The following is a 24,425-nucleotide window of genomic DNA, read 5'->3' on the forward strand; positions in this document are numbered from 1 at the left end:
GGTTGTCCTGCCAGATCCGCCGGATATGTTCCATCAGTTCCCTATCGCGCCGCGCACGCGGGCTGGCCCTGGCCGGATATCCTGCCATGGCCGCCTGCTGGTAAAACGTGGACGGGGCAATCGGCAGAACGCGACAGATTGGCTCGACCCCGTAATCGGCACGGTAGGTTTCAATAAACGCGATCATTTGCGAAACGGGCGGTCGAGCTCCGCCTGAGCAAAATAAGCCGAGGCCTTCTTGAGAATCTCATTGGCCTGACGCAGTTCACGAACCTCACGCTCCAACGCCCTGATCCGTGCCGTCTCGGCCGAGGTCGGCCCCGGTTGCACACCCGCGTCCCGCCGGGCCTGCTTCCTCCAGTCGTGCAGGCTGTCGCCCGAGCAGCCAAGCTTGCCACCAATCTCGCGACAGGCCGCCGATAGGCTCGGGTAATCCGAGCGATGCTCGTCCAGAAGGCGCACGGCGCGCTCACGGAACTCAGGCGAATAACGTGATGTCTTCTTCTTCTCTACCATAGGGCTCATCCTCCGAGAGTTTTACTCTCCGCTAAACCCGGGGCAGTTCAGTGCCACCGACGGATCACACTCAGAAGCTCTATGTCGATCACTCATCAAACCCCCAGCAGATGCTGCCGGGGAGTGTGGAGGCATGGATCAATTCTCGATGAAAATTTCCGCCCTGCCCGGGTCAGTTCTTAGTGAAAATCAACAGTCCGGCGTTTCCGAGCAGGTCTTCAGGACACTCCACGCGTGTCAGCAATTCGTCGACGATTTCCATCGAGATGGTCATTCATGCTTCTTTTCGGTGAAGCATGGATCAGATCGCTCATACACAGAAGATCGGACACTTTCGAGGACGGAAATATTGTGGAAAATCTGTCAAATACGACAAGCGGAAATACAAACGCTGCAATCAGATCGAGATCATATCCGGCAGCCTCAAGGGTTGGCGTCGTGTCGCAACGCGCTATGACAGATGCCCGACCGTCTCTTCTCGGTCATCTGTCTCGCGGCTACCGTTATCTTCTGGTTATGAATTCTGAGCCTAAAAGAGGGCACCCTGAAGCTTTGTTACTGTCGCAGCGCCGCACGTACATTGGCATCATCGGCAACCGTATCGAGCACGGCCGTCAGGCGGTCGCATAGAATGTCGATTTCTTCCACGCTGCAGCACAGCGGCGGTGCCAAGCCGATGATGTCATCACCAAAGGCACGGAACAGCACGCCCTTGTCATAACCGATCCTGGCCAGCTTGCTGGCAATCTTCAGGCTGGCGTCGGGCTTGGTCTTGGCTTTCTTGTCCGTCACCAGTTCGATGCCGGCCAGCATGCCGCTGATGCGCACGTCACCCACCAGCGCGTGGTCGGCCAGCGTGTTCAGGCGGCTGGCCAGATGCGCGCCCGCCTTCACGCCATTGGCCAGCACTCCCTGCTCGTACAGGTCCAGTACGGCCAGACCGATGGCGGCGCTGACCGGGTGGGCGCTGTAGGTCATGCCATGACCCACTGCAACACCCGGCGGCGTATTGTCGCGGATGGTGGTGTAGATGTCTTCCGACAGGAACACGGCACCCATGGGCGCGTAGCCCGAGGTCAGGCCCTTGGCCACCGTCATCATGTCAGGCACCACGTTCTCGCGCTCACACGCAAAGAGCGGGCCGGTGCGCCCGAAGCCGGTGATGACCTCATCGGCCACGAACAGGATGCCCAGTTCACGGCAGGCCTCGCGCATGGCCGATAGCCAGCCCTTGGGCGGCACGATCACGCCACCCGAACCCTGCACGGGCTCGCAGAAGAAGGCGGCAACCTTGTCCGGGCCCAGTTCGGCCACCTTGGCCTTCAGGGCCGCGACGGACGCGGCAATGACGGCCGCGTCGTTATTATCGCCCGGGTGGCGGTAGGCATAGGGGCTGGGGATGTGGTGCTGCCACGACAGCGGCACATCGGCATCACGATGGAAGGCGGCCAGCGCGGTCAGCCCGGCGCCGGTATAGGTGGAGCCATGGTAGCCGCGCGCAAGCCCGATGACATGACGGCGCTCGGGCGTGCCCTTGGCATGCTGGTAGAAGCGGATGAAGCGCAGCGCGCTGTCAACCGCGTCCGAGCCACCCTGCGAGAAAAAGATACGGTTCAGGTTGCCCGGCGCGCGCGCGGCCAGCCGGCCGGCAAGGGTGATGGCCGGTTCGCTGGCATAGCCGAAGTAACCGGTGGCGTAGGGCAGGCGGGCCATCTGCTCGGTCGCGGCCTCGACCACGCTCTTGCAGCCATAGCCCACATTGACGCACCACAGCCCCGAGAAACCATCAAGCAGTTCCTTGCCGTGAATGTCCTTGAGCCATGTGCCATGGCCGGAATGCAGGATACGGGGGCCGAACTGCTCCTGATCACGCCAGGAGGAGACCGGATGGATCAGGTGGTCCCTGTCGATGGAAATCAGTTTCTCTGGGGTCATGTCGGGCTCAGTCAGAAGTTGGGGGAGTTGTAACAGACTTGCCGATTGTGCCCGAACCCGACAGAAGATGGTGCGCTAAATACCACGCCGGTAGCAGATTATGCCGTTCTTTCGCGCTACTGTGGAGCATCATTCCGCAGCCCGGGCCGCCTGTCAGGGCTTGCTGTCGTCAAGCAGGCTTTCGATTGTGACGGCGGATTTGATGATGGGGGACTTGATGACAATATAGCTGAAATATTTCTCGATGCCGATATTGCGATCAAGCATCGTCTCCACGATTTCCTGGTAATGATCCACGCTGCGGGTCATGAATTTGAGCAGGTAGTCATAGCCCCCGCTGACCAGATGGCACTCCACGACCGAGGAAATCTTCTGCACATAGCTCTCGAAGCGCGAAAAATCATCGCGCCGGTGATCGGACAGCGTCACCTCGGTAAATACGGTCAGCAGACTGCTGATTTTCTGTAGGTTGATGTGCGCGCCGTAGCTTACGATATAGTCCGCCTTTTCCAGGCGCTTGACCCTGAGCAGGCAGGGACTGGCTGACAGCCCGACCCGACGTGCAAGCTCCACGTTGGTCAGCCTGCCGTTGCGCTGCAACTGGGCAAGGATACGCAGGTCAATCCGGTCCAGTTTAGGCTGGGGCACCATGTTTGCAGCTTACCTTTGTCCGTATGAAAACCATTAACATGTTACTTATTAGCAATGAAATGGTCGCAAGAACCACGCATTGCCCCGCCGGGGCATGAGAGGCGCGCCATGGTTCCATTCCCTTGCGTTACGTGGCCCCGATAGTAGGCTTGCTGCACGCCAACAGCAAGGGCATGCGCAGCCGCATGCGGGATGAAATCAGGATCCGAATCTTTTTATATCAAATGCTTCGAGCGGAATATCGGTTTTTCCGGTAGCGATCAGTTCCGCCATGGTCGCCCCCACGCCCGGACCAAGCTGGAAGCCGTGTCCGCAGAAGCCGAAGGCATAGAACAGTCCCGCAACCTTGCCGCTCGGCCCCATGATGGGCAGGTTGTCGCCCACATAGCCCTCCACGCCCGACCAGGTGCGGATGATGCGCAGGCGTGCCATCTCGGGCACCAGGTTTGCAAGATGGGACATCTGTCGCATGGTGTTGAGCGGGTCGATCGGCGCGCGCCGGGTTTCGAGGTTCGCGACACTGCGCAGCCCGCCGCCAAACACGATATTGCCGCGCTTGACCTGCCGCAAATAAACCCCTTCCTCCGGCACGCTCGAGGAGGAGCCAATGACCGGTTCGATGCGGTAGGGCACCGGCTCGGTCACGCCCATCTGCGGCCCGTTGGCGCTGAAGGGAATATCCTCGCCAAAGCGCGCGGCCATGGCCCGGCCCCATGCGCCACTGGAAACCTGCAGCAGCGGTGCCTGGTAGGACTGGCCCGTCGTGGTCTCGACAATGAAGTCTTCAGTGGATTTGGTAATGGCCGTGACCGTGGTGTTCTCTATGATCCGCGCACCCGCCCGCCTTGCCGCCCGGCCAAAGGCGGGGGCGGCAAGGCGGGGATTGGCATGGCCATCGAGCGGGGAATACGAGACCGTGCGGATATCGGGCCCGACCATGGGAAAGCGCGCGCGTGCCTGATCCCCGGTCATGATGGTCAGGTCCAGCCCGTAGGGCTTGCAGTCCACGGCATATTTTTCCAGCCGGGCGCCGTCCTTTTCATGGGTAGTGACAAGGATGTGGCCGCTCATCACGAATTCCACGTCCTCGCCAATCAGTTCAGGCAGGCGCACCCAGATGTCGCGCGAACGGTTGGAGAGCGGCAGCTGGCCCAGAAAGCGGCTCTGGCGGCGCACATTGCCAAAGTTGACGCCACTTGCCGCCTGTCCCACCAGGTCACGCTCGAGCAGGATGACCGACAGCCCCTGCTGGCGCAGGAAAAAGGCTGTTGCCGCCCCCATGAAGCCGCCGCCGACAATGATGACATCGGCCTGCATGCGCTGTGTCGGATACGCCATCATGATTTTACCGTGCAGTTGAGGGGGAGGGGCTTGATCGGCGCTGCCGTACGCAGGCGCCCGACCTCGCGTACCGGCACCTCGCGGGCTGCGGCCAGTATTTCGGCTGCGGCCAGTCCACACATGCGCCCCTGGCAGCGCCCCATGCCGGGCCGGGTCAGGGCCTTGGCGCGGTTCATTTCCGGTGCGTCGAGTTCGCCCGCCGCGCGGCGGATCTCGCCTGCGGTAATGTTTTCGCAGCGGCACACCACCGTGTCATCAGGCAGGCTGGCGGCAAGGTGGGCGGGCCATGGAAAGGCCTGAGCCAGGCCACGGCCAAAGCGGTTCATGACCGCCAGTGTTTCGTGCAGGCCCGCCGTTTCATGCTGGTCAATGGTGTGGCCGGTATCATGCAGCACGGCGCAGGCGGCAAGCTGGCCCGCAGCTTCCGCCGCATCGGCCCCGCGCAGCAGCGCGCCATCACCCGCAAGATAGACATCAGGGCGGGTGGTGCGGCCATTGCGGTCAACATGCGGCCGCCACTGCTGGAAGCAGGGATCGAACATGAATTCGCATTTCAGCAGGTCGGCCAACTGCGTTTCCGAGCGCAGGCCATAGCCCATGCCCACCGCATCACACGCAACCTGCCGCAGTGCGCCCTTCGTATCGCGCCACGTTACCGCCGATACGTGGCTGTTGCTGCTTTCTATCGCAAGGGGCGTGATCCCGGCATGCAGCTTCACGCCCGCACGTGCCAGGTCGGCCATGTAGCGCACGCCGTTGGCCACCACGCGCGCCCGACTGGCCATGCCGCGCAGACCGCGCAGGCGGGTGGTCAGGCTGCTGGTGTCCAGCACGGCGGCAGGCGTGGCCCCTGCGCGCAGGTACTGCCACGCCACGAGATACAACAGCGGGCCGGTACCCATGAAGACCGGCCTGCCGCCAATGGCGCAGGCCTGCGCCTTGAGCGCGATCTGGGCGGCGCCTAGGCTGTAGGTGCCCGGCGTGGTCCAGCCCGGCACCGGCATGATGCGGTCGGTAGCACCGGCCGCGATGATCACGCGGCTGAAGGGTACCACATCCACCGTGCTGGCGCGCACGGTCATGAGGCCGGTCTCGCTTACGCCCCACACGGTGGTGCCGGGACGATAGTCGATATGCGGACGCAGCGTCTCGAAATCGGTGTGCAGCGCCGTGGCCTTCGCGGCTTCGGTGCCATAGAGTTTTTCGGCCGGGCGGCGGAAATTCTCGGGCTGGCGACGATAGATCTGGCCGCCCTGGCGGTCGTTTTCATCAATGACGACAGGCCGCAGCCCCGCCTGCACCAGCCGCTGCGCGGCCCGGGTGCCCGCAGGCCCCGCCCCGATGACGATTACCGGTTGATCAACCATGGGACCTCCGTTGTCGTGATGCGCATGCCGGACTGTGCCGTGGTGGAGCAGGCGCGCAACTGCTCGCCTGCCTCGGTCCAGACCCAGCAGTCCTGGCATGCGCCCATCAGGCAGAAGCCGGCGCGGGGGCTGGCATCGAACTCATTGTGGCGCAGGCGGTCGGTCCGGGTCAGCAGGGCGACAAGCAGGGTGTCGCCTTCACGGGCTTCGATTTCATGCCCATCCACGAACAGGTGGATGGTCTTGCGGTCCTTCTCGGCCACGCGTCGGAATAAAGCCGGCATTGGTCCTCTCTGTGCGGTTGGGGCCGCGGGGTCGGATGGCGCAGCCCGGGGCCTGATGCGACCGGGGCGTTGGCAGATGATGACATCATGGCACCGGGAAAGGTGCGGGGCGAACATGAATTTACATGTTCCCGATGATTGGGCAGACATGCTGGAATTTGTTCAAAAAAAACCGGGGCAGGAAAGCAGGAAGTGCTGTTTCCGTCGCGTGTACGAAACATAATGTCCTGCCTTTCGTGTAGGATCGGCGCAGGAGTTTCCGTGCCGTGGCCCGCAGGCCATCCGGGGCGTCTATCCCGCCTGCCGCCAGGCGGCACGGACCAACGCATCAGGTTTTCAGGAAACGTGCCATGTCCGCCTCCCTGTCTTTCGATCCGGCTCTTGCCGATATTCCCGAGGGCCATCTTGTCGGTGGCCAGCTACTGACGGGTGGAGAGCGGATCGCGGTTCATGCGCCCTCCACCGGCGTGATCGTGGGGCATGTGCCCGCAGGCGATGCCGATGTAGTGGACCAGGCGGTGCGCCAGGCGGCCCATGTGCAGGCCACGAGTGGCTGGGCTACCTGCCCGCCGCGTGAGCGTGCACGGGTCATGCGGCGCTGGGCGCAACTGGTGGAGGAAAACCTTGAGCGCCTTGCGCGCCTTGAATCCTTCTGCTCCACCCGCCCCATTGCCGAGACCACCAGTTGGGACGTGCCGTTCACGGCCGAGGGGCTGCGCTTCTTTGCCGAATATGCCGACAAGCTGGGGGGGAATGTCGCGGCCACGCAGTCCGACCTGCTGGGCATGACCATCGCCGAGCCTTATGGCGTGATCGGCGCCATTGCGCCCTGGAATTTCCCGCTGGTCATGGCTAGTTGGAAGGTGGCCCCGGCCCTGATCGCGGGCAATGGCGTGGTGATCAAGCCGTCCGAGATGACGCCGTTCTCCATCGTGCTGCTCGCGCAACTGGGCGAGCAGGCGGGCCTGCCGGCAGGTCTGTTCAACGTGGTGCAGGGCCATGGCGCGGTGGTGGGGGATGCGCTGTCACGTCACCCGCTGTGTGGCAAGCTGACCTTTACCGGCTCCACCCGTACCGGCATTGCGGTGATGAAGGCGGCGGCCGAAAGCGGCCCCAAGCCGGTAACGCTGGAACTGGGCGGCAAGAGTCCGCAGGTGGTTTACCAGGACATCCGCTGTGTTGACACGGTCGCGGCCCGGATATTCCGTGCCTTCAGCGGCAATGCAGGACAGGTGTGCGTGACCGGTTCGCGCCTGATCGTGCATGAAAAGGTGGCCGGGCCGCTGGTTGAAAAGATCGTGGCGCTGGCAGGCCATGTCAGGCCCGGTCCCACATGGGATGAAAGAACGGCTTACGCACCGATCATCTCGCCGGCTCAGGCCGAGCGGGTGGAGGGCATTGTCAGCCGTGCCTGTGCGGCGGGCGCCGAACAGGTTGTGCCAATGCGCCGCCTGCTGCCCAATAGCGGCGGCGCGTTCCTCTCGCCTACCGTGCTGACCAACGTGACAGCACAGAACGTGGCGGTGCGCGAGGAAATATTCGGTCCCGTCCTGACCGTGCAGACCTTTACGGAGGAAGATGAGGCGCTGGCTCTGGCCGCGCACCCCGAGTACGGGCTGGCCGCGGGCGTGCATACCGCTGACCTCGGGCGCGCCATGCGAGCGGTGCGCCAGCTCAGGGCGGGCACGGTGTGGGTCAACCGTTACGGACGCTCGGCTGATTTTGTCATCCCGACCGGTGGTTTTGGCGGTTCGGGCATCGGCAAGGATCTGGGCCGCGAGGCGGTGGAGGCCAACCTGCGGCACAAGAGCGTGCTCATGGCGTTCGAGGGGTAGGGCGCATGATCCGTGCCGCGAGCGTTGCGGGGCTGACGGCCCTGCGCCATGACCTGCATGCCCATCCCGAACTGCGTTTTGAGGAAGTCCGCACCGCTGACCTGGTGTGCGAATACCTGGCCGAGACCGGATACACGCCCGTGCGTGGCCTGGCCCGCACCGGCGTGGTTGCCACCCTGCACGGCGCGCGTCCCGGCCCGTCCATCATCCTGCGCGCCGACATGGACGCCCTGCCGGTGCATGAACGTGGCACCTGCGCCCATGTCTCGCGCCATGAGGGGCGCATGCATGCCTGCGGGCATGACGGGCATACGGTCATGCTGCTGGGGGCGGCGGCACGGCTGGCTGCCCGCCCGCCGGAACGGGGCACCATCCATTTCGTGTTCCAGCCCGGCGAGGAAGGCGGGGCTGGCGCGCAGGTGATGATTGAGGAAGGGCTGCTTGAACGCTTCCCCGCCGAGGCCTGCTTTGGCCTGCATAACTGGCCCGGCCTTGCGGCAGGACAGCTTGCGGTGCGCAACGGGTCGATCATGGCAGGGGGGTGGCGGTTCCGCATCCGCCTGATCGGGCGCGGGGCCCATGCGGCCCAGCCCCATCTGGCGGCAGACCCCGTGGTGGCGGGGGCGAGCCTTGTGCAGGCTATCCAGCAGCTTGTGGCGCGGCGGACCGACCCGCTGGTGCCCGCTGTGGTATCGGTCTGCACCTTCCATGCCGGCAGCGCGGACAACATCCTGCCCGAGCACGCGGAACTGGCGGGCACGATCCGGGCGCTCGACCGCGCCACGCTTGACCGCCTGCGTGATGAACTGGGCCTGATGGCTGAAAATACGGCGCAGGCCTGCGGGGTGCGCGCGGAAGTGGAATTCCACAGCCCCTATCCGGTCACGGTCAATGCGCCCGGGCCGACGCGGTTGGTGCGCCATGTCATGCACGAGATGGACGGGGAAGGTTACCCGCCCGCCGAGACCGACGTGGCGCCCAGCCTGGCGTCGGAGGATTTCGGTTTCATGCTTGAGCAGCGTCCGGGCACGTATGCCTGGATTGGCAATGGCGCGTCAGCGGTGCTGCATGCGCCTGATTATGATTTCAATGACAGCGTGATTGGCCGGGGCGTGGACTACTGGGAGCGCCTGGCCCGCTCTTATCTTGCGCAGCACGCGCACAAGGACGGATTATCATGAAAACATACAAGATTGCGGTTCTGCCCGGTGATGGCATCGGCAAGGAAGTCATGCCGCCAGCGCTCGCGGTGCTCAACGCCGTTGGCGAGATCTGCAATATCGGCTTCAGCTATTCTGAATATGACTGGAGCTGCGAGACCTACCTCGCCACCGGCAGCATGATGCCCGCCGATGGCATGGACCGCCTGTCGCAGCATGACGCCATCCTGCTCGGTGCCGTGGGCTACCCCACGGTGCCGGACCATATCTCGCTGTGGGGCATGCTCATTCCCATCCGCCGCGACTTTGACCAGTACGTCAACCTGCGCCCGGTGCGCCTGCTGCCCGGCATCCGGTGCCCGCTGGCCGATCGCAGGCCCGGTGACATCGATTTCTGGATCGTGCGCGAAAACACCGAAGGCGAATATTCGCGCATCGGTGGCCGCTTTGCCGAGGGCACGGATGCCGAAGGCGTGGTGCAGACCGCCGTCTTCACCCGCCATGGCACCGACCGCATCATCCGCTACGCCTTTGAACTCGCCCAGAAGCTGGGGCGGCCGCATGTGTCATCGGCCACCAAGTCCAATGGTCTGTTCCATTCCATGCCGTTTTGGGATGAGCGCTTCGAGAAGATGGCGGCCCAGTATCCCGCGACACGGACCGACAGTCACCATATCGACATCCTTGCCGCGCGCTTCGTCCTCTCGCCCGAATATTTCGATGTGGTGGTGGGCAGCAACCTGTTTGGCGATATCCTGTCCGACCTGGGGCCGGGCGTTACCGGCACCATCGCGGTTGCCCCTTCGGCCAACATCAACCCCGAGGGGCGTTATCCCTCCATGTTCGAGCCGGTGCATGGTTCGGCACCCGATATTGCCGGGCGCAACATCGCCAACCCCGTGGGCCAGATTTGGGCGGCCGCGATGATGCTTGATCATCTTGGCGAGGCTGAGGCAGGCCGCCTGGTGCTGCGCGCGATCGAGACGGCGCTGGCGGACCCGGCGGTACCCCGCACGCCAGATATCGGCGGGACGGCCAGCACGGCCGAATTCGGCGCGGCCATTGCGGCGGCCCTGCATAAAATCAGGTAATATCAATGCCAGAGGGCTGGCTGGAAAGTCGGCCCAAGGAACATCCGGCAATCATGAGGATGTTTATGATGATGTTTTTTTTGCAACACATCAGGGGAAGCAGCCTTTTTACGAAAAGGCTGCTTCCGGAAACCGTTTTATTTTTATCAGGGCATGGCCATCAGGCATTCTATCGGCCCTTCATCTGAATACATCATGTAATAACGGGCTGAATGTTCCCCTATTGACGAATTTCGTAGCCATTTTTTCGGGGAATGGGTGTCTCGCAGTATTTATTCATAAACTGCTGAATAAAAACACAGTTTTTTAGACCCATCTGAAAACGACTGCAGAATGGTATATTCTGCCAATTATAAATCGAAAACGAAATGATATTTTTCGCGGTTCATGAATAAACTGATTCGTGAAAGTAACGAAATGCCTGATAGATCCCATGCCGCACCGATGAAGCGTGATGGGGCTGTCCCGGTCACATGTGTTCCTTTTTTGCAATGTTTATATTCGGTGCGTGTGCCTGCAAATATCTGGAAATACCCATTTCCTGAAACGCGAAGCCACCATGCGGATGCCAGAAAACAAGGACGGGTGGATGAATAGAAAAGTATTTATCCTGACGGCAACAACGGGCCTCGTGGCGGCCTGTATGCTGGATGGACCGGGTGCGGCTTACGCACAGTCTGCCGTACAGGCACGCAAGATACTGACAAAAGCTTCATCCGTCCCGACCGCACAGGCGGATGATGGCGGCGAGAAAGAACAGATCATCGTGACCGGCACGCGCGATCCGCACCAGACGGCGCGCAAGAGTGTCAGCCCCATCCAGGTGGTGACCGCGGCCCAACTGGCCCAGACCGGGCAGGCCGATGTGCGTGACGCGCTCATGCAGCTTGCGCCTTCGGTTGCGCGCTCGGCGCGTGTGAACGGCAGCGCCAACATGACCGACGCGATCAGCCTGCGCGGCCTGACACCTGACCAGACGCTGATCCTTGTCAACGGCAAGCGGCGCCACAACACGGCCGTGCTGTCCAACAATGCCGGGCCGCAGCAGGGCACGACGCCGGTTGATATCGACATGATCCCGGTTTCCGCCGTTGACCATATCGAAATCCTGCAGGATGGCGCGGCGGCGCAGTATGGCTCGGACGCCATCGCGGGCGTAGTCAATGTCATCCTCAAGCACGGTACGGGCGGGTTCGAGGCGCAGGCCATCAATGGCGGCTATGAGGCCGGCGACGGCTTTACCTCGGGGGAATCCTTCAACTGGGGCACTTCGCTTTACGGGCGTGGCTTTTTTGATGTCAGCGCGGAATACAAATACCAGGACCATACCTTCCGCGCGACACCCGACAGTCGCACGGGCCGCAACGACTTCATGGATATCGGCAACCCGCGCCAGCAGCGCGAGACGATTTCGTATAACATGGAGTTCGAGATCAACAGGGATGTGAAGCTCTATTCCTTCGCCACCTTCGGCCATCGCAATGGCGAAAGCTATGAGGACTACCGCACGCCCAGCACCGCCGTGGCGATGTATCCCTATGGCTACAGCCCGCAGGAAAGCATTGACGAAAACGACTTCGGCGTGACCGTCGGCTTCAAGGGTCAGAAATACAATTGGGACTGGGATGTCAGCACCACCTATGGCGGCGATTCCGAGCAGATGGGCCTGTTCAACAGCGTCAACAAGACCATTCTGGCCGCCACGGGGCAGACGCCCACGCGCTTTTCGCTCATGTCGTTCAGCAATACGCAGTGGACAACGGATGCAGGCGTGCGCCGGGCCTTCGACGTTCCGGTGCTGGCCGGGCCGCTCAATTTCGCCCTGGGGGCGCAGTACCGCTATGACAGCTACCATATCGGCGCGGGTGACTATGCCTCCTATTACGGGCTGGGTGCTGACAGCTTCCATGGCCTGAGCCCGCAGAACGCGGGCAACAGCAACCGTGATGTGACGGCGGGTTATGTCGATGTCTCCGCCGAACTGCTGAAGGGCTGGCAGATCGACCTTGCCGGGCGTTTCGAGCATTATACCGACGCGGGCGATACCGAAACCGGCAAGGTGTCGTCGCGCTATGACGTGAACAGGTATTTCGGCCTGCGTGGCACGATCTCGAGCGGCTTCCGCGCGCCGACCCTGGCGGAAGAGCACTGGTCGAACATGTCGGTCGCGGCAACCACCGCCAGTGGCTATATCCCCGTCAATTCGGCTGGTGCGCGCATGCTGGGGGCCAAGGCGCTCAAGCCCGAGCGTTCGACCAATTTCAGCGCGGGTATCGTGCTCAACCCGCTCAGGGACCTGCATGTGACGGTTGATGCCTATCAGATCGACCTGCGCGACCGCATCATGGCGGCGGGCGTATATAACGGCGCCGCCGCGATCGAGGCGCTGAACCTCGATGGCTTCCAGGTTGCGCCGGATATTTCGCCCACGGCAGTGACAGCGTCGTACTACGCCAACGCGGCCAGCACGCGCACGCGCGGCCTGGACATCACGGCCAGCTACCTGACCCGCCTGGGCCGCTTTGGCCGCATCAACTGGGATGTGTCGGCCAACTTCAACCAGACCAATATCCGCCATGTCAGCGAGGACGGGAACGGCAACGCGCTGCTCAATGTGCAGCAGCAGGCCTATCTGACCAGTTACACGCCCCGCAACAAGGTGATCTTTGGCGGCGTGTGGCATTACGGCAAGATGGATTTCGCGGTGCATGAAATCCGGTACGGCCGCACCACTTCGGAACTCGAATACTATACGGGTGCCAATGCGTATTCGAACACGAACTTCATGCGCTTCGTCAACACGCCGCGTTATGAAACCAACCTTGTCTTTGGCTACCAGGTCACGCCGCAGTGGCGGGTGGCGCTGGGTGCGAATAACGTTGGCAACGCCAAGCAGCGTAAGCTGCCCGAGCAGTTCCGCTACGAAGGCGCCTATGGCTACGACGTGAATGCCGAACAGATCGGCTATAATGGCGGGTTCTACTATCTGCAGGTCAATTACAAGCTGTAGCGCGTCCCCTGCATGCCATGACGGGGGAGTGCAGGGGACGGCACAATATGCCGCCCCCGCATGCGTTATGGTGCATCCATGCCCCGCAGCATGCACCCCGGCACGGAAGGGGAGGTGGCGCATGCCCGCGCCATCTTGCTGGATAATATGAAAAAACGGCGGGTTATGCCACCGTGTGGTGGGTGCAGCACAGTGTGCTCCCAGCAGTTTTCAATTCGACATATTATGCTGCGAACAGGGCTTAAATGGACGTTCCCCCATGCCGGTTCTATGATTTACTGCCAGACAATACGGAGTGAGGTGTTAACCAGCCATGTCTCTTTTCAAGCCTAAATTCATCACATTCGACTGCTACGGTACGCTGATCCATTTTGAAATGGGTGAGACGGCCCGCAAGCTCTACGCCGATGTCATCCCGGCGGACAGGATGGACCAGTTCGTGGCGGATTTCGCCGCCTATCGCCTGGACGAGGTGCTCGGCACATGGAAGCCGTACCGCTATGTCGTGCTTGGCGCGGTGGAGCGGACCTGCAAGCGCTGGAACATTCCCTTCGATGTAGCCGTGGCCAACAAATTCTATGACGCAGTGCCCAGTTGGGGCCCCTGGCCCGACGTGACCGAGCCGCTGCGCCGCGTTGCGAAGGAATTCCCGCTGGTCATCCTGTCCAATGCCATGAACAGCCAGATCCATTCTAACGTCGCCAATATCGGTGCCCCGTTCCACACGGTGCTGACGGCGGAAGATGCGCAGGCCTACAAGCCGCATATGCGCCCGTTCGAATACATGTTCGACATGCTCGGCTGCGGGCCGGAAGACATCCTGCATGTCTCGTCCTCGCTGCGCTACGACCTCATGACCGCGCGTGACCTGGGCATTCGCAACAAGGTGTTCGTGGCGCGTGGGCACGAACCCTCCACCCCCGAATACGGCTATACCGAGATCAGGGATATCGGTGGCCTGCCGGGCGTTCTCGGCCTGTAAGCCCCGCCCCGTCCGCCCATCCGCCATTGCCGCACCTGCAGGGACGCGTTTCATGAAACTTGCCAGCATCACACCTGCCAGCATCTGGACCGAGACGATCCCCGCCTGCGCGCCGGGCGGGTCATGTTGGCGGGTTTCCCCGCCAGAGGGTGCCGTTTCCTGATGCGGCATTGTCGTGCTGCCGCCAGTACGACAGGCGGCCCCGGTCGGCGGCAGGTACTGCGGCTGGCGGCTGCCGGGCTGGTGGCGGCGGCCCTGCCGGCCCGTGCGGCGCGGGCGCAGGCCGTCAGCGGTGAGCCGCCGCGCCGGGGTGGACACCTGAACTTCGCGGGGCTTGCCGCCTCCACCGCCGATACGCTTGATCCCGCCCGCTTCGCGCTGGCGACCGACTACATACGCGGCCACATGTTCTATGATGGGCTGGTTACGCTAGATGCGGACATGACACCGCGTCCAGCACTGGCCGAGCGCATCGAAAGTGACGACCTGCGGACATGGCACATCACCCTGCGCCGGGGCGTCGCCTTCCATGATGGTGCGGCCCTTGGGGCGGCCGATGTGGTCTATTCCCTCGCACGGCACAAGGATCCGGCCACCGCCTCGCAGCAGCGCGCCGTGGCGCAGGAAATGGCGGAGATAAAGGCCACGGGCCCGCTGGAGGTGCAGGTCACCCTCAATGGCCCGAACGTGGATTTTCCCTCCATGCTGGGCCTTGTGGGGTTTTGCATCGTGCGCGAGGGCACCACCGATTTTTCGCGTGAGAACGGCACCGGCCCCTTTATCTGCACCGAATTCTCGCCCGGCGTGCGTACCTCGGGCCGACGCAATCCCGATTACTGGGGTGGTCCCGCGCCATGGCTCGACAGCGTGGACATGACCGGCATTTCCGATGACATGTCGCGGCATAACGCCCTGCTGGCGGGCGATGTGGATATCATCGCCTCGGTCAATCCGCGCCTTGTGCGCATGCTGCGCGGGCGTGGCTTCGGCCTGCTGGAAAGCCCGGTCGGCACCTATACCGACCTTGCCATCCGCCTCGATCAGGGGCCGGGGCGCATGCAGGATTTCGTCACGGGCATGAAATACCTGTTCAACCGCGAGCAGGTGCGTGATTCGGTCTTTCTGGGGTTTGCGCGTCTGGGTAACGACCAGCCGATCGCACCTGAAAACCGCTATTTTGCCGCCGACCTGCCGCAGCGCCCGTTTGACCCCGACCGCGCGCGTTTTCACCTCAGGAAATCGGGGGTGATGGATTCAGGGGTGCCGGTGCTGTGTTCGCCCGCGGCCCTGGCCTCGGTCGATATTGCAGTGGTGCTGCAATATGCCGCCCAGCAGATCGGCATGGACCTGCCCATCCGCCGCATGCCCGCAGATGGCTACTGGACCGAATACTGGATGAAAACCCCCATGGGTTTTGGCAACACCAATCCGCGTCCGTCGCTGGACATGACCTTCGCGCTCAATTTCGCCTCGAGTGCGCCATGGAATGAATCGCGCTGGCATGACCCGCGTTTCGACCAGTTGCTGCTTGATGCGCGCAGCCAGCGTAACGAAACCGTGCGTCGCCAGATCTATCATGACATGCAGGTGATGATCCATGAGGGCGCGGGCATCTGCCTGCCTGCCTTCACCACCAGCCTTGACGCCTTCAGCCCCCGCGTGCGTGGCCTGCGCCCCAGTCAGGCGGGGCAGTTGATGGGCTATGATTTCCTCAGTCACGTCTGGCTTGCGGATGGCGCGGCATGAGCGCGGGTCTGGCCCGGCTGGTCGCGCGCCGCATCGGCACGGCGCTGTGTTCGCTGGTGTTCGTGGTCGTAGCCATCTTTTTCATGACGGCGGCGCTGCCCGGTGATGTGGCCGACATGCTGCTGGGGCAGAACGCAACGCCTGCCGCGGCACAGGCCCTGCGCCACAGCCTGCATCTGGACCAGCCGCTGTGGCTGCGCTTCATGCACTGGTGCGCGGGCATGCTGCATGGCGATCCGGGCACGTCGCTGCTGACTGGCCGCCCGGTAAGCGAGATGCTGGCACCGCGCCTGTACAACTCCCTGCTGCTGGCGGGCGCGACCACGGTGGTGTCCGTGCCGCTGGCGCTGCTACTGGGTCTGGCCTGCGCCACGTGGCGCGATACGCATTTCGACCGGGTGATGACCGTGCTGACGCTGGGCGTCGTGTCGGTGCCCGCGTTCCTGATCGCAACAGTGGCGGTGTTCGTGTTCGCCGTGCAGTTCCGCATCGTGCCCGCGTTGTCCGATATCCGGTCCATTCATTCCGTGGGGCAGTTCATTCTCACCTTCGCCATGCCGGTCAGCACGCTGGCCAGTATTACCATGGCGCAGATGATCCGTATGATCCGGGCGTGCATGATCGATGTGTTTTCCGCGCCCTATATCGAAATGGCGGTGCTTAAGGGTGTGCCGCCCATACGGATCGTGCTGCACCATGCGCTGCCCAACGCCATCGGGCCGGTGGCCAACGCCATAGCCCTCAGCCTGTCATCGCTGCTGGGGGGGGTGGTGGTGATCGAGACCATTTTCAACTATCCCGGCCTAGCGCAGTTGATGGTAGATTCCGTCATGCTGCGTGATGTGCCGATCATCCAGTCCTGCGCGCTGTTGTTCTGCCTGACCTACCTGTTCCTGACCACGCTGGCCGATATCGTGGCGTTGGCATCCGTGCGGAAGGGGCGCGGGGCATGAAAGTGCGCGTATCACTGCCTTCGGCCACGCAGCGCGTGGGCATGCTGTTCGGGTTCTGGCTGGTGCTGGCTATGTTTGGCCCACTCCTTGCCCCGTACGCGCCTGGCCAGATCATCGATACGCAGGTCTTCGCCCCGATATCGCACCAGCACTGGCTGGGCACGGACTATCTGGGCCGCGACTTGGGCAGCCGCCTGCTGTACGCGGTGCGCTATACGGTGCTGATCTGCACGCTGTCCACCGCGTTTTCATGCGGGTGCGGCATCCTGCTCGGGGTTGCCACCACGGCCACCCCGGCATGGGTGGAACAGGTTGCAGGCCGGTTGATGGATGGCATCCTGTCCATTCCCAGCCTGTTATGCGCGCTGCTGGTCATCGCGGCGTTTGGTGACTCGCTTATGGCGCTGGTGCTGACCATGGGGGTAATCTACACGCCTGGCGCGTACCGTACCAGCCGGGCACTGGCGCTGCGCATAGCGCGGATGGACTACATCACGGTGGCCATGGCACGGGGCGAGGGGCGGCTGTTCATCATCTGGCGTGAAATCCTGCCCAATATGCGTGGCCCGCTGCTGGCTGATGTGGGGCTGCGCTTCATCTATGCCGTGCTGCTGCTGAGCAACCTGAGTTTTCTGGGGCTGGGGGTGCAACCGCCGCTGGTCGACCTCGGCTCGCTTGTGCGCGAGAATGTGCTGGGGCTGGTTTATGGGGCCGTGGCGGTGGTGCTGCCCACCATCGTGATTGCGGTGCTGACGGTAGGCATCAACCTGGTGCTGGACGCAACGGCGGGGCGACGCTCATGACGCACATGATTTCCGTGAGCAATCTCGAGATCGTGGGCCGCCGCAGGCATGGTCCGGCGGTGCCCATCGTGCGTGATGTCAGCCTGGACGTGGCGGAAGGGCAGATGCTGGCCCTGATCGGGGAATCCGGCTCGGGCAAGACCACCATCGCCCTGTCGCTGCTGGGCCATGCCCGTGCGGGCTGCGCCATAAGCGGGGGGCGGATCATGGTGGCGGGGCACGATGTCACCACCATGACGGCGGGCGAACTGCGGGCGTTCCGGGGGCGGACGATCAGTTACGTGGCCCAGAACGCGGGCACTGCGTTCAACCCGGCACTCAGCCTTGGCCAGCAGGTCATTGAACCCGCGCGGGTGCACTGGTCCATGACGCGCGCGCAGGCCGAGCACAAGATGATCGACCTGTTTCGCGCGCTGGCGCTGCCTGATCCGGAAACGATCGGCGCGCGCTATCCGCACCAGCTTTCAGGCGGGCAGCTCCAGCGCCTCATGGCGGCCATGGCGCTGGTGACCGACCCCGAGATCGTCGTGTTCGACGAGCCGACAACCGCCCTTGACGTCACGACGCAGATCGAGGTGCTTGCCGCCTTCCGCAGCGTGCTGGCTGATCGCGGCATCACCGGCGTGTATGTGACCCATGACCTGGCGGTGGTGGCCCAGATTGCCGACCATGCGGTAGTGCTGCGCCACGGGCAGGTGCGCGAAAGCGGCCCGGTGGCCGAAATACTGGGCAACCCGCGTGATGATTATACGCGCGAACTCGTGGCGGCATGCCGCATCCCGCCGCGCACGACCTTTCCCGCGCCCGTGCTCGACAGGGCGGTTGAGACGGTTCTCGACCTGTCGGGTGTTATTGTCGGTTATGGTAGGCTGGATGCGGCGGGCCTGCCCGAGCGGCGCATTCTTGATGAGGTCAGCCTGTCGGTGCCGCGTGGCAGCACGCTGGGCATCATTGGGGAATCGGGCTGTGGCAAGAGCACACTGGCGCGCACCATCTCGGGCCTGCAGCCGTGGGCGGCGGGACAGGTCACCTTCCGCGGCGAGGCACTGGCCCCTGACATTGCTCGGCGCACGCGCGAGCAGCGCCGCCGGTTGCAGATTGTGGCGCAGAATGCCGACATGGTGCTCAACCCGGCCTGGCGCATCGGTGCGAGCATCGAACGCGTGCTGACCTTCTTCCGTGGGCTGAAGGGTGCCGAAGCCCGTAACGAGGCCGCCCGCCTGCTCGATATGGTGCGCCTGCCCCATGCCCTGCTCGACCGCCTGCCCGGTGAACTGTCAGGCGGGCAGAAGCAGCGCATCAACTTCGCCCGCGCGCTGGCGGCCCGGCCCGACCTTGTGCTGTGCGATGAAATTACCGCAGCCCTCGATCCGGTCGTCGCCGCCGCCATTCTTGAACTGATGGCCGAACTCCAGCGTGAACTGGGCATTTCCTACATTTTCATCACCCATGACCTGCATGCGGTGCGGGCCGTGTGCGATGATGTGGCGGTGCTGTATGGCGGCAAGGTGGTGGAGCATAACAGCAGCCAGTCGCTCACCACCGGTGCGCACCACCCCTATACGCGCCTGCTGGTCTCGTCCGTGCCGGAAATGCGGGCGGGCTGGCTGACCGAGGCCATGACTGCACGACAGGCGGGCCGCCCGGAGCCGCTGCAGGTGGCCCCGCAGGGTGGCTGCCGCTTCTTCCCGCGCTGTGACGTACGCATGCCCGGCACCTGCGATCACAACCCCGTGCCCGTGCAGATATTGCCTGGTGGCGCGCGCATTGCATGCTTCACGAACGCTGCGGCGCTTGTCCCTGATGGGGACGACGGCTCATGCCCCGATTTTCATAACCGCCCGATTTCCGGAACCGATAGCCCCGAAGAGGTACGTCATGACGACCCTGCATCTTTCTGATCCGTTCCTGTTCCGCCAGCAGGCCTATATTGCGGGCCAGTGGCAGGACGCCGCCGATGGCGCGCGCATCGCGGTCGATAATCCCGCCACGGGCGAAATTATCGGCCATGTGCCCGCCTGCACACGCGCGCAGGCGACCCAGGCCATCGAGGGCTGCGCACGCGCGCAGGCCGAATGGAAGAAGCGCCTGCCCGCCGAGCGCGCGGCCATCCTGATGGCGTGGCATGACCTGATTCTGGACAATGTCGATGATCTGGCGCGGATCATGACCATCGAGCAGGGCAAGGTGCTGGCCGAGGCGCGTGGCGAGGTGCGTTACGCGGCCTCCTTCTTCAAATGGTTTGCCGAGGAGGCACGGCGGATTGATGGCGCCATCCTTGCGCCCCCCACGCCGGGCCGTCATGTGCTGGTGCTCAAGGAACCCGTAGGCGTTACGGCGGCGATCACGCCGTGGAATTTCCCGCTTGCCATGATCACGCGCAAATGCGCCCCGGCCCTTGCCGCCGGGTGCGGCATGGTGGTCAAGCCTTCCGAACTCACGCCGTTTTCCGCCCTTGCGGTTGCCGTATTGGGTGAGCGCGCAGGCGTGCCCGCCGGGCTGGTCAGCGTCATAACCGGCATGCCGGATGCCGTGGGCATCGAACTCAGCACCAACGTGACCGTGCGCAAGCTGTCCTTTACCGGATCGACCCGCGTGGGTTCGATTTTGATGGAACAGTCCGCCGCCACCATCAAGCGCCTGAGCCTTGAACTGGGCGGCAATGCGCCGTTCATCGTGTTTGAGGATGCGGATATCGAGCTGGCGGTCGAAGGTGTCATGGCCAGCAAGTTCCGCAATGCCGGGCAAACCTGCATCTGCGCCAACCGCGTGTTCGTGCATGACGCCATCCATGACCGTTTTGTCGAGCGTCTGATGCAGGCTGTGGCCGAACTGAAGGTGGGCAACGGGCTGGAGGAAGGGAGCACCATGGGGCCGCTGATCAACGCTGCCGCCGTGGCCAAGGTCGAGGCCCATGTCAGCGACGCGCTGGATAAGGGCGCGCGTTATGTCAGCGCGCCGCTCAGTGTTGAAGGCTGCTTTGTCAGCCCCGTCGTGCTCACCGGTGTCACGACGCAGATGCGCATTGCCTCGGAAGAAACCTTTGGCCCGGTCCTGCCCATCTTCCGTTTTGATGCGGAGGAAGATGCGGTGCGTATGGCCAACGGCACGCCGTTTGGTCTGGCCAGCTACTTCTTTACCCGTGACCTCGACCGCGCGTGGCGGGTGGGTGAAGCGCTTGAATTCGGCATGGTTGGCCTCAATACGGGGGCCATCTCGATGGAATCTGCTCCCTTTGGTGGCGTGAAGCAGTCCGGCCTCGGCCGTGAGGGCGGCCATCCGGGCATTGATGAATTCCTTGAACTCAAGAGCTTCCACATGGGCGCAGCCCGGGCCTGAACCCGGCGCGACGAGCCCCGAAATCCGTAGAACCGGAACAATGACCGCTATGATGGGACATGACCATGACTGATGCCGCCCTGCTGACCCGGATTGAAACCCGGCCCATGCATGAGGCCGACCTTGAAGCCGGCTATGCACTGTCCAAGGCGTTGTCATGGCCGCATCGCCTTGAGGACTGGCAGTTCATGTTCTCGGTGGGGGAGGGACGTGTGGCCCTGAACCCGACGGGCGAGATCATCGGCACCATCATGTGGTGGCGCTATGGTGAGGGGCATGCCTCCCTGGGCATGGTGATTGTGGCCGATGCATGGCAGGGCCACGGCATCGGCAAGCGGCTCATGGTCGAGGCGCGCAATGCGCTGCCCGGCGTGGTGATCCACCTCAACGCAACGCCCACCGGCGTGCCCCTGTATGAGAAGATGGGCTTTCGCCCCTGCGGCATTGTGGAGCAGCGCCAGAGCAATGCTGCCGCCCAGCCGCTGATTGCCCTGCCAGTGGGCGTACGCCTGCGCCCCGCCGGGCAAAATGACCTTGAAGCCATCGTGGCGTGCGACACGCAGGCCTGTGGCATGAATCGCCGCCGCCTGATCATGGCCCTCCTGTCGCTGGCCAAGGGGGTTATCGTTGATGACGGGGGCAAGGTGGCAGGCTACGCTTTTTGCCGCAAATTCGGCTGGGGCATGGTGGTCGGGCCGGTCATGGCCACCCGCACCGATTATGCCGCCGCCATGATCGCCTACTGGATAGGGAGTCATGCAGGGCAGTTCATGCGCCTTGATATTCCGCAGGATTGCGGGCTGTCGCACTGGCTGGACGAGATTGGCCTGCTACGGGTCGATGCGGTTGCGGCCATGAGCACCAGTGGTGGCAATGCCGATGTCGGCCCGATGCAGCGTTTCGCCCTGTGCAGCCAGGCTTTTGGTTAAGGAGAGTCGCATGTCATTTGTCATTAAATCCACCATCGAAAGGGCCGAGGTCTGGGGCAGGCAGTTTGCCGAGCACCTGCCCGACATCCCGTTTCGTATCTGGCCCGATATCGGTGATCCGGCCGAGGTGGAATACCTTGCCACATGGGTTCCGCCGGAAGACCTTGTCGAGCGCTTTCCCAACCTGAAGGTGCTGTTTTCGGTCGGGGCCGGGATCGACCAGTTCGACCTGGCCGCGATCCCGCCGCACATCAAGATCGTGCGCATGATCGAAACCGGCCTGACAGAGGGCATGGTGGCGTATGTGCAGTTTGCCGTGCGCGCCATCCAGCGTGATATGCTGCGCTATGCCAGCCAGCAGCGCGCGCATGTGTGGCAGGCTTATCCAGTGCGCGAGGCCGCTCGGTTCCGCGTGGGCGTGATGGGGCTGGGCCAGCTTGGCGTGCCGGTGGCCTATGCCCTGCGCGACATGGGATACGTGGTACAGGGCTGGGCCCGCTCCGCGCGCGAGATTGACAAGGTGCAGTGCTTTGCCGATGAGGACGGGCTCAGGGCGTTCCTGGCTTCGACCGATATTCTCATCTGCCTGCTGCCACTAACCGCCGAGACCACGGGCATCCTCAACCACGACCTGTTTGCGCAATTGCCGCGTGGGGCAAGCCTGGTGCAGTGCGGCCGCGGGCGGCATCTGGTGACTGACGACCTGATTGCGGCCCTCGACAGCGGCCAGCTTGCCTCCGCCATTCTTGACGTGACAGACCCCGAACCACTGCCCGCCGATCATCCGCTATGGGACCGCACGGATGTGCTGATCACTCCCCATATCGCCAGCATGACGCCCACTGAAAGCGGTGGCATGGCCATTGTCGAGAATATCCGCCGTTACCGCAACGGCGAGGCCCCGGTGGGGCTGGTCGACCGCAGGACAGGATACTGATCTGCGCCACGATACACGAAAGGGCGTTTTTTTGCCTGCGGCATCGTGTCTGGTTTTTTATTGCCTAGAGATGGCATTCGGAGCTGTTTTCCATGAAGCTGACTTCCTACTGGCTTGATACCGCCCCGACCTTTGAGGGCACACCGCACGCGGCCCTGCCGGGCAAGGCGGATGTTGTTGTCATCGGCGCGGGTTTCAGTGGCCTGTCCGCGGCACTTAGGCTGGCCCGCTCCGGCGCATCCGTTGTCGTGATTGACCGGGGGCCGGTGATTGGCGAGGCCTCGGGCCGCAACGGCGGCCATGTCAATAACGGCCTTGCGGGCAATTACGGCATGGCCTGCGCCAGGCTGGGCGAGGCGACGGCGGCCCGGCTGTATGAAGTCTTCAACCAGGCGGTCAACACGGTCGAGACCATCGTGACGGAAAACGCGATCGACTGTTCGTTCCGCCGTTGTGGCAAGCTCAAGCTGGCCAGCCGCGCGCAGCACATGGATGCGCTACGCGCCGACCAGGCCCGCCTTGCCACGCAGGTGGACCCCGATGCGCGCCTCATAGAGGCGGCCGACCTGGGCGGGGAAATCGGGTCATCGCAGTTCTTTGGCGGCCTGCTGTACCCGCAGAGTGCGCAGATGCATATGGGCCGTTTCGGCATCGGCCTTGCCCAGAGCGTGCTTAAGGCCGGCGGCCAGATTTTTGAAAACACACCCATGATCGCCCTGCGCCGCGAGGGCAGCCTGACCCGGGTCACCACCCCTTATGGTGCGATCGATGCGGGGGCTGTGCTGATGGCGACGGGCACGAGCCGCAACGGACCTTCCTTCTTCCGGCGAAGGATCATGCCAGTTGGCAGCTTTATCGTGGCAAGCGAGCCGCTGGATACGGCAACCATTGCGGCCCTCATGCCGGGGAATCGCAATGTGGTGACCACGCAGAACATCCATAACTATTTCCGTGTCTCGGCAGATAACCGGCTGATTTTTGGTGGCCGGGCCTGCTTCTCCAAATCCGACCGGAAGTCGGACATCAAAAGCGGTGAAATGCTCCGTGCCGCGATCAGGGCCACCTTCCCGCAACTGCCCGACATCCGCCTTGACTACTGCTGGGGTGGCGATGTGGACATGACCGTCGACCGCCTGCCGCGCGCGGGTGAATGGAATGGTGTGTTCTACACCATGGGCTATAGTGGGCATGGCACCCAGATGTCGGTCTATATGGGCCAGCGCATGGCCGAGGTGATTGCAGGCAACCCGCAGGCCAATCCGCTGCGCGGCATGCCCTGGCCACCCATTCCCATGTATGGCGTGGCGGAGCATTTCCTGCCGGTGGTGGGCGCTTATTACCGCATCAAGGATTACCTGTCATAATATCAAAGGCTATCTCCTTTGACCGATATGAGCCCATTTTCTGAGGCCACTGGATCGGATGGTGTCGGGGAGTGTGCGACGAGGTTGTTCTACGCGACGCATGCAGCATGTAGCGAAAGAAGCCGACCTTTCAGGATTCTTGGCGTGCCCTTACCCAGGCAAGAAACGCGTCTAAATCATCT

The 24,425-nt window shown here is 63.1% G+C and carries 18 protein-coding genes, 2 pseudogenes and 1 other annotated feature; of the genes and pseudogenes, 14 read left to right on the plus strand and 6 right to left on the minus strand.

Annotated features, from left to right (window positions below):
- Positions 1-516 (minus strand): annotated as a pseudogene (locus GXY01S_RS19035) (transposase); the annotation flags it as partial.
- Positions 113-229, minus strand: a sequence feature (AL1L pseudoknot). (Overlaps the previous pseudogene by 117 nt.)
- A 338-nt stretch (positions 517-854) precedes the next feature.
- Here GXY01S_RS19035 and GXY01S_RS17340 point away from each other — a divergent pair.
- Positions 855-1,036: pseudogene (locus GXY01S_RS17340) on the plus strand (IS5/IS1182 family transposase); the annotation flags it as partial.
- A gap of 35 nt (positions 1,037-1,071) precedes the next feature.
- On the opposite strand, the gene GXY01S_RS13335 reads toward GXY01S_RS17340, so the two are convergent.
- The 5 genes from GXY01S_RS13335 to GXY01S_RS13355 form a co-directional block, all read right to left on the minus strand.
- Positions 1,072-2,451: an aminotransferase class III-fold pyridoxal phosphate-dependent enzyme gene (locus tag GXY01S_RS13335; protein ID WP_061275825.1), complete on the minus strand. Its 1,380-nt coding sequence runs from the start codon at positions 2,449-2,451 to the stop codon at positions 1,072-1,074.
- 153 nt (positions 2,452-2,604) lie between these two features.
- A complete protein-coding gene (locus GXY01S_RS13340) occupies positions 2,605-3,102 on the minus strand; it encodes an Lrp/AsnC family transcriptional regulator (protein WP_061275827.1) in 498 nt (165 codons plus the stop codon).
- A 198-nt stretch (positions 3,103-3,300) separates the two neighbouring features.
- A complete protein-coding gene (locus tag GXY01S_RS13345) occupies positions 3,301-4,443 on the minus strand; it encodes an NAD(P)/FAD-dependent oxidoreductase (RefSeq protein ID WP_255210447.1) in 1,143 nt (380 codons plus the stop codon).
- Positions 4,440-5,810 carry an FAD/NAD(P)-dependent oxidoreductase gene (locus tag GXY01S_RS13350; RefSeq protein WP_061275829.1) on the minus strand — a complete coding sequence of 457 codons (1,371 nt, stop codon included), beginning with the start codon at positions 5,808-5,810 and terminating at the stop codon, positions 4,440-4,442. Before GXY01S_RS13350 ends, GXY01S_RS13345 begins: the two co-directional genes overlap by 4 nt.
- A complete protein-coding gene (locus tag GXY01S_RS13355) occupies positions 5,792-6,094 on the minus strand; it encodes a (2Fe-2S)-binding protein (RefSeq protein WP_061275831.1) in 303 nt (100 codons plus the stop codon). Before GXY01S_RS13355 ends, GXY01S_RS13350 begins: the two co-directional genes overlap by 19 nt.
- Before the next feature lie 350 nt (positions 6,095-6,444).
- Between GXY01S_RS13355 and GXY01S_RS13360 the strand changes: the two genes are divergently transcribed.
- The 13 genes from GXY01S_RS13360 to GXY01S_RS13425 all read left to right on the plus strand — a co-directional run bounded on the left by GXY01S_RS13360 (position 6,445) and on the right by GXY01S_RS13425 (position 24,243).
- Positions 6,445-7,929 carry an aldehyde dehydrogenase family protein gene (locus GXY01S_RS13360; protein WP_061275833.1) on the plus strand — a complete coding sequence of 495 codons (1,485 nt, stop codon included), beginning with the start codon at positions 6,445-6,447 and terminating at the stop codon, positions 7,927-7,929.
- 5 nt (positions 7,930-7,934) lie between these two features.
- A complete protein-coding gene (locus tag GXY01S_RS13365; RefSeq protein ID WP_061275834.1) occupies positions 7,935-9,110 on the plus strand; it encodes an amidohydrolase in 1,176 nt (391 codons plus the stop codon).
- Positions 9,107-10,180 (plus strand): tartrate dehydrogenase, encoded by a 1,074-nt coding sequence (locus GXY01S_RS13370; protein ID WP_061275836.1) that lies wholly within the window; start codon positions 9,107-9,109, stop codon positions 10,178-10,180. The genes GXY01S_RS13365 and GXY01S_RS13370 overlap by 4 nt, the downstream gene beginning before the upstream one ends.
- 589 nt (positions 10,181-10,769) lie before the next feature.
- Positions 10,770-13,190 carry a TonB-dependent receptor plug domain-containing protein gene (locus GXY01S_RS13380; RefSeq protein ID WP_110570434.1) on the plus strand — a complete coding sequence of 807 codons (2,421 nt, stop codon included), beginning with the start codon at positions 10,770-10,772 and terminating at the stop codon, positions 13,188-13,190.
- Positions 13,191-13,503: 313 nt separating this feature from the next.
- The gene (locus tag GXY01S_RS13385) at positions 13,504-14,172 is read left to right on the plus strand and encodes a haloacid dehalogenase type II (RefSeq protein ID WP_061275842.1); all 669 of its coding nucleotides are present in this window, start codon (positions 13,504-13,506) and stop codon (positions 14,170-14,172) included.
- Between the two features lie 162 nt (positions 14,173-14,334).
- Positions 14,335-15,918, plus strand: a complete 1,584-nt coding sequence (locus GXY01S_RS13390; RefSeq protein WP_061275844.1) for an ABC transporter substrate-binding protein — start codon at positions 14,335-14,337, stop codon at positions 15,916-15,918.
- The gene (locus tag GXY01S_RS13395; protein ID WP_061275846.1) at positions 15,915-16,871 is read left to right on the plus strand and encodes an ABC transporter permease; all 957 of its coding nucleotides are present in this window, start codon (positions 15,915-15,917) and stop codon (positions 16,869-16,871) included. Before GXY01S_RS13390 ends, GXY01S_RS13395 begins: the two co-directional genes overlap by 4 nt.
- Positions 16,868-17,674, plus strand: coding sequence for an ABC transporter permease (locus GXY01S_RS13400; RefSeq protein WP_061275848.1), 807 nt, complete (start codon positions 16,868-16,870; stop codon positions 17,672-17,674). The genes GXY01S_RS13395 and GXY01S_RS13400 overlap by 4 nt, the downstream gene beginning before the upstream one ends.
- Positions 17,671-19,575, plus strand: a complete 1,905-nt coding sequence (locus tag GXY01S_RS13405) for an ABC transporter ATP-binding protein (protein ID WP_082770876.1) — start codon at positions 17,671-17,673, stop codon at positions 19,573-19,575. The genes GXY01S_RS13400 and GXY01S_RS13405 overlap by 4 nt, the downstream gene beginning before the upstream one ends.
- A complete protein-coding gene (locus GXY01S_RS13410) occupies positions 19,553-21,013 on the plus strand; it encodes an NAD-dependent succinate-semialdehyde dehydrogenase (protein WP_061275850.1) in 1,461 nt (486 codons plus the stop codon). Before GXY01S_RS13405 ends, GXY01S_RS13410 begins: the two co-directional genes overlap by 23 nt.
- Positions 21,014-21,078: 65 nt before the next feature.
- Positions 21,079-21,942: a GNAT family N-acetyltransferase gene (locus GXY01S_RS13415; protein ID WP_061275858.1), complete on the plus strand. Its 864-nt coding sequence runs from the start codon at positions 21,079-21,081 to the stop codon at positions 21,940-21,942.
- A gap of 10 nt (positions 21,943-21,952) precedes the next feature.
- Positions 21,953-22,879, plus strand: coding sequence for a 2-hydroxyacid dehydrogenase (locus GXY01S_RS13420; RefSeq protein ID WP_061275852.1), 927 nt, complete (start codon positions 21,953-21,955; stop codon positions 22,877-22,879).
- A gap of 92 nt (positions 22,880-22,971) precedes the next feature.
- Positions 22,972-24,243, plus strand: coding sequence for an NAD(P)/FAD-dependent oxidoreductase (locus tag GXY01S_RS13425; protein WP_061275854.1), 1,272 nt, complete (start codon positions 22,972-22,974; stop codon positions 24,241-24,243).
- Positions 24,244-24,425: the final 182 nt, after the last annotated feature.

The sequence above is a fragment of the Komagataeibacter xylinus NBRC 15237 genome, from assembly GCF_001571345.1.
In the GTDB taxonomy this organism is placed as follows: Bacteria; Pseudomonadota; Alphaproteobacteria; order Acetobacterales; family Acetobacteraceae; genus Komagataeibacter; species Komagataeibacter xylinus.

What these genes read in the sequence shown, in the direction of transcription:
- GXY01S_RS13335 (WP_061275825.1), bottom strand. Translation starts at nt 2,451, where the DNA reads ATGACCCCAGAGAAACTGATTTCCATCGACAGGGACCACCTGATCCAT.
- GXY01S_RS13340 (WP_061275827.1), bottom strand. Translation starts at nt 3,102, where the DNA reads ATGGTGCCCCAGCCTAAACTGGACCGGATTGACCTGCGTATCCTTGCC.
- GXY01S_RS13345 (WP_255210447.1), bottom strand. Translation starts at nt 4,443, where the DNA reads ATGATGGCGTATCCGACACAGCGCATGCAGGCCGATGTCATCATTGTC.
- GXY01S_RS13350 (WP_061275829.1), bottom strand. Translation starts at nt 5,810, where the DNA reads ATGGTTGATCAACCGGTAATCGTCATCGGGGCGGGGCCTGCGGGCACC.
- GXY01S_RS13355 (WP_061275831.1), bottom strand. Translation starts at nt 6,094, where the DNA reads ATGCCGGCTTTATTCCGACGCGTGGCCGAGAAGGACCGCAAGACCATC.
- GXY01S_RS13360 (WP_061275833.1), top strand. Translation starts at nt 6,445, where the DNA reads ATGTCCGCCTCCCTGTCTTTCGATCCGGCTCTTGCCGATATTCCCGAG.
- GXY01S_RS13365 (WP_061275834.1), top strand. Translation starts at nt 7,935, where the DNA reads ATGATCCGTGCCGCGAGCGTTGCGGGGCTGACGGCCCTGCGCCATGAC.
- GXY01S_RS13370 (WP_061275836.1), top strand. Translation starts at nt 9,107, where the DNA reads ATGAAAACATACAAGATTGCGGTTCTGCCCGGTGATGGCATCGGCAAG.
- GXY01S_RS13380 (WP_110570434.1), top strand. Translation starts at nt 10,770, where the DNA reads ATGAATAGAAAAGTATTTATCCTGACGGCAACAACGGGCCTCGTGGCG.
- GXY01S_RS13385 (WP_061275842.1), top strand. Translation starts at nt 13,504, where the DNA reads ATGTCTCTTTTCAAGCCTAAATTCATCACATTCGACTGCTACGGTACG.
- GXY01S_RS13390 (WP_061275844.1), top strand. Translation starts at nt 14,335, where the DNA reads ATGCGGCATTGTCGTGCTGCCGCCAGTACGACAGGCGGCCCCGGTCGG.
- GXY01S_RS13395 (WP_061275846.1), top strand. Translation starts at nt 15,915, where the DNA reads ATGAGCGCGGGTCTGGCCCGGCTGGTCGCGCGCCGCATCGGCACGGCG.
- GXY01S_RS13400 (WP_061275848.1), top strand. Translation starts at nt 16,868, where the DNA reads ATGAAAGTGCGCGTATCACTGCCTTCGGCCACGCAGCGCGTGGGCATG.
- GXY01S_RS13405 (WP_082770876.1), top strand. Translation starts at nt 17,671, where the DNA reads ATGACGCACATGATTTCCGTGAGCAATCTCGAGATCGTGGGCCGCCGC.
- GXY01S_RS13410 (WP_061275850.1), top strand. Translation starts at nt 19,553, where the DNA reads ATGACGACCCTGCATCTTTCTGATCCGTTCCTGTTCCGCCAGCAGGCC.
- GXY01S_RS13415 (WP_061275858.1), top strand. Translation starts at nt 21,079, where the DNA reads ATGACTGATGCCGCCCTGCTGACCCGGATTGAAACCCGGCCCATGCAT.
- GXY01S_RS13420 (WP_061275852.1), top strand. Translation starts at nt 21,953, where the DNA reads ATGTCATTTGTCATTAAATCCACCATCGAAAGGGCCGAGGTCTGGGGC.
- GXY01S_RS13425 (WP_061275854.1), top strand. Translation starts at nt 22,972, where the DNA reads ATGAAGCTGACTTCCTACTGGCTTGATACCGCCCCGACCTTTGAGGGC.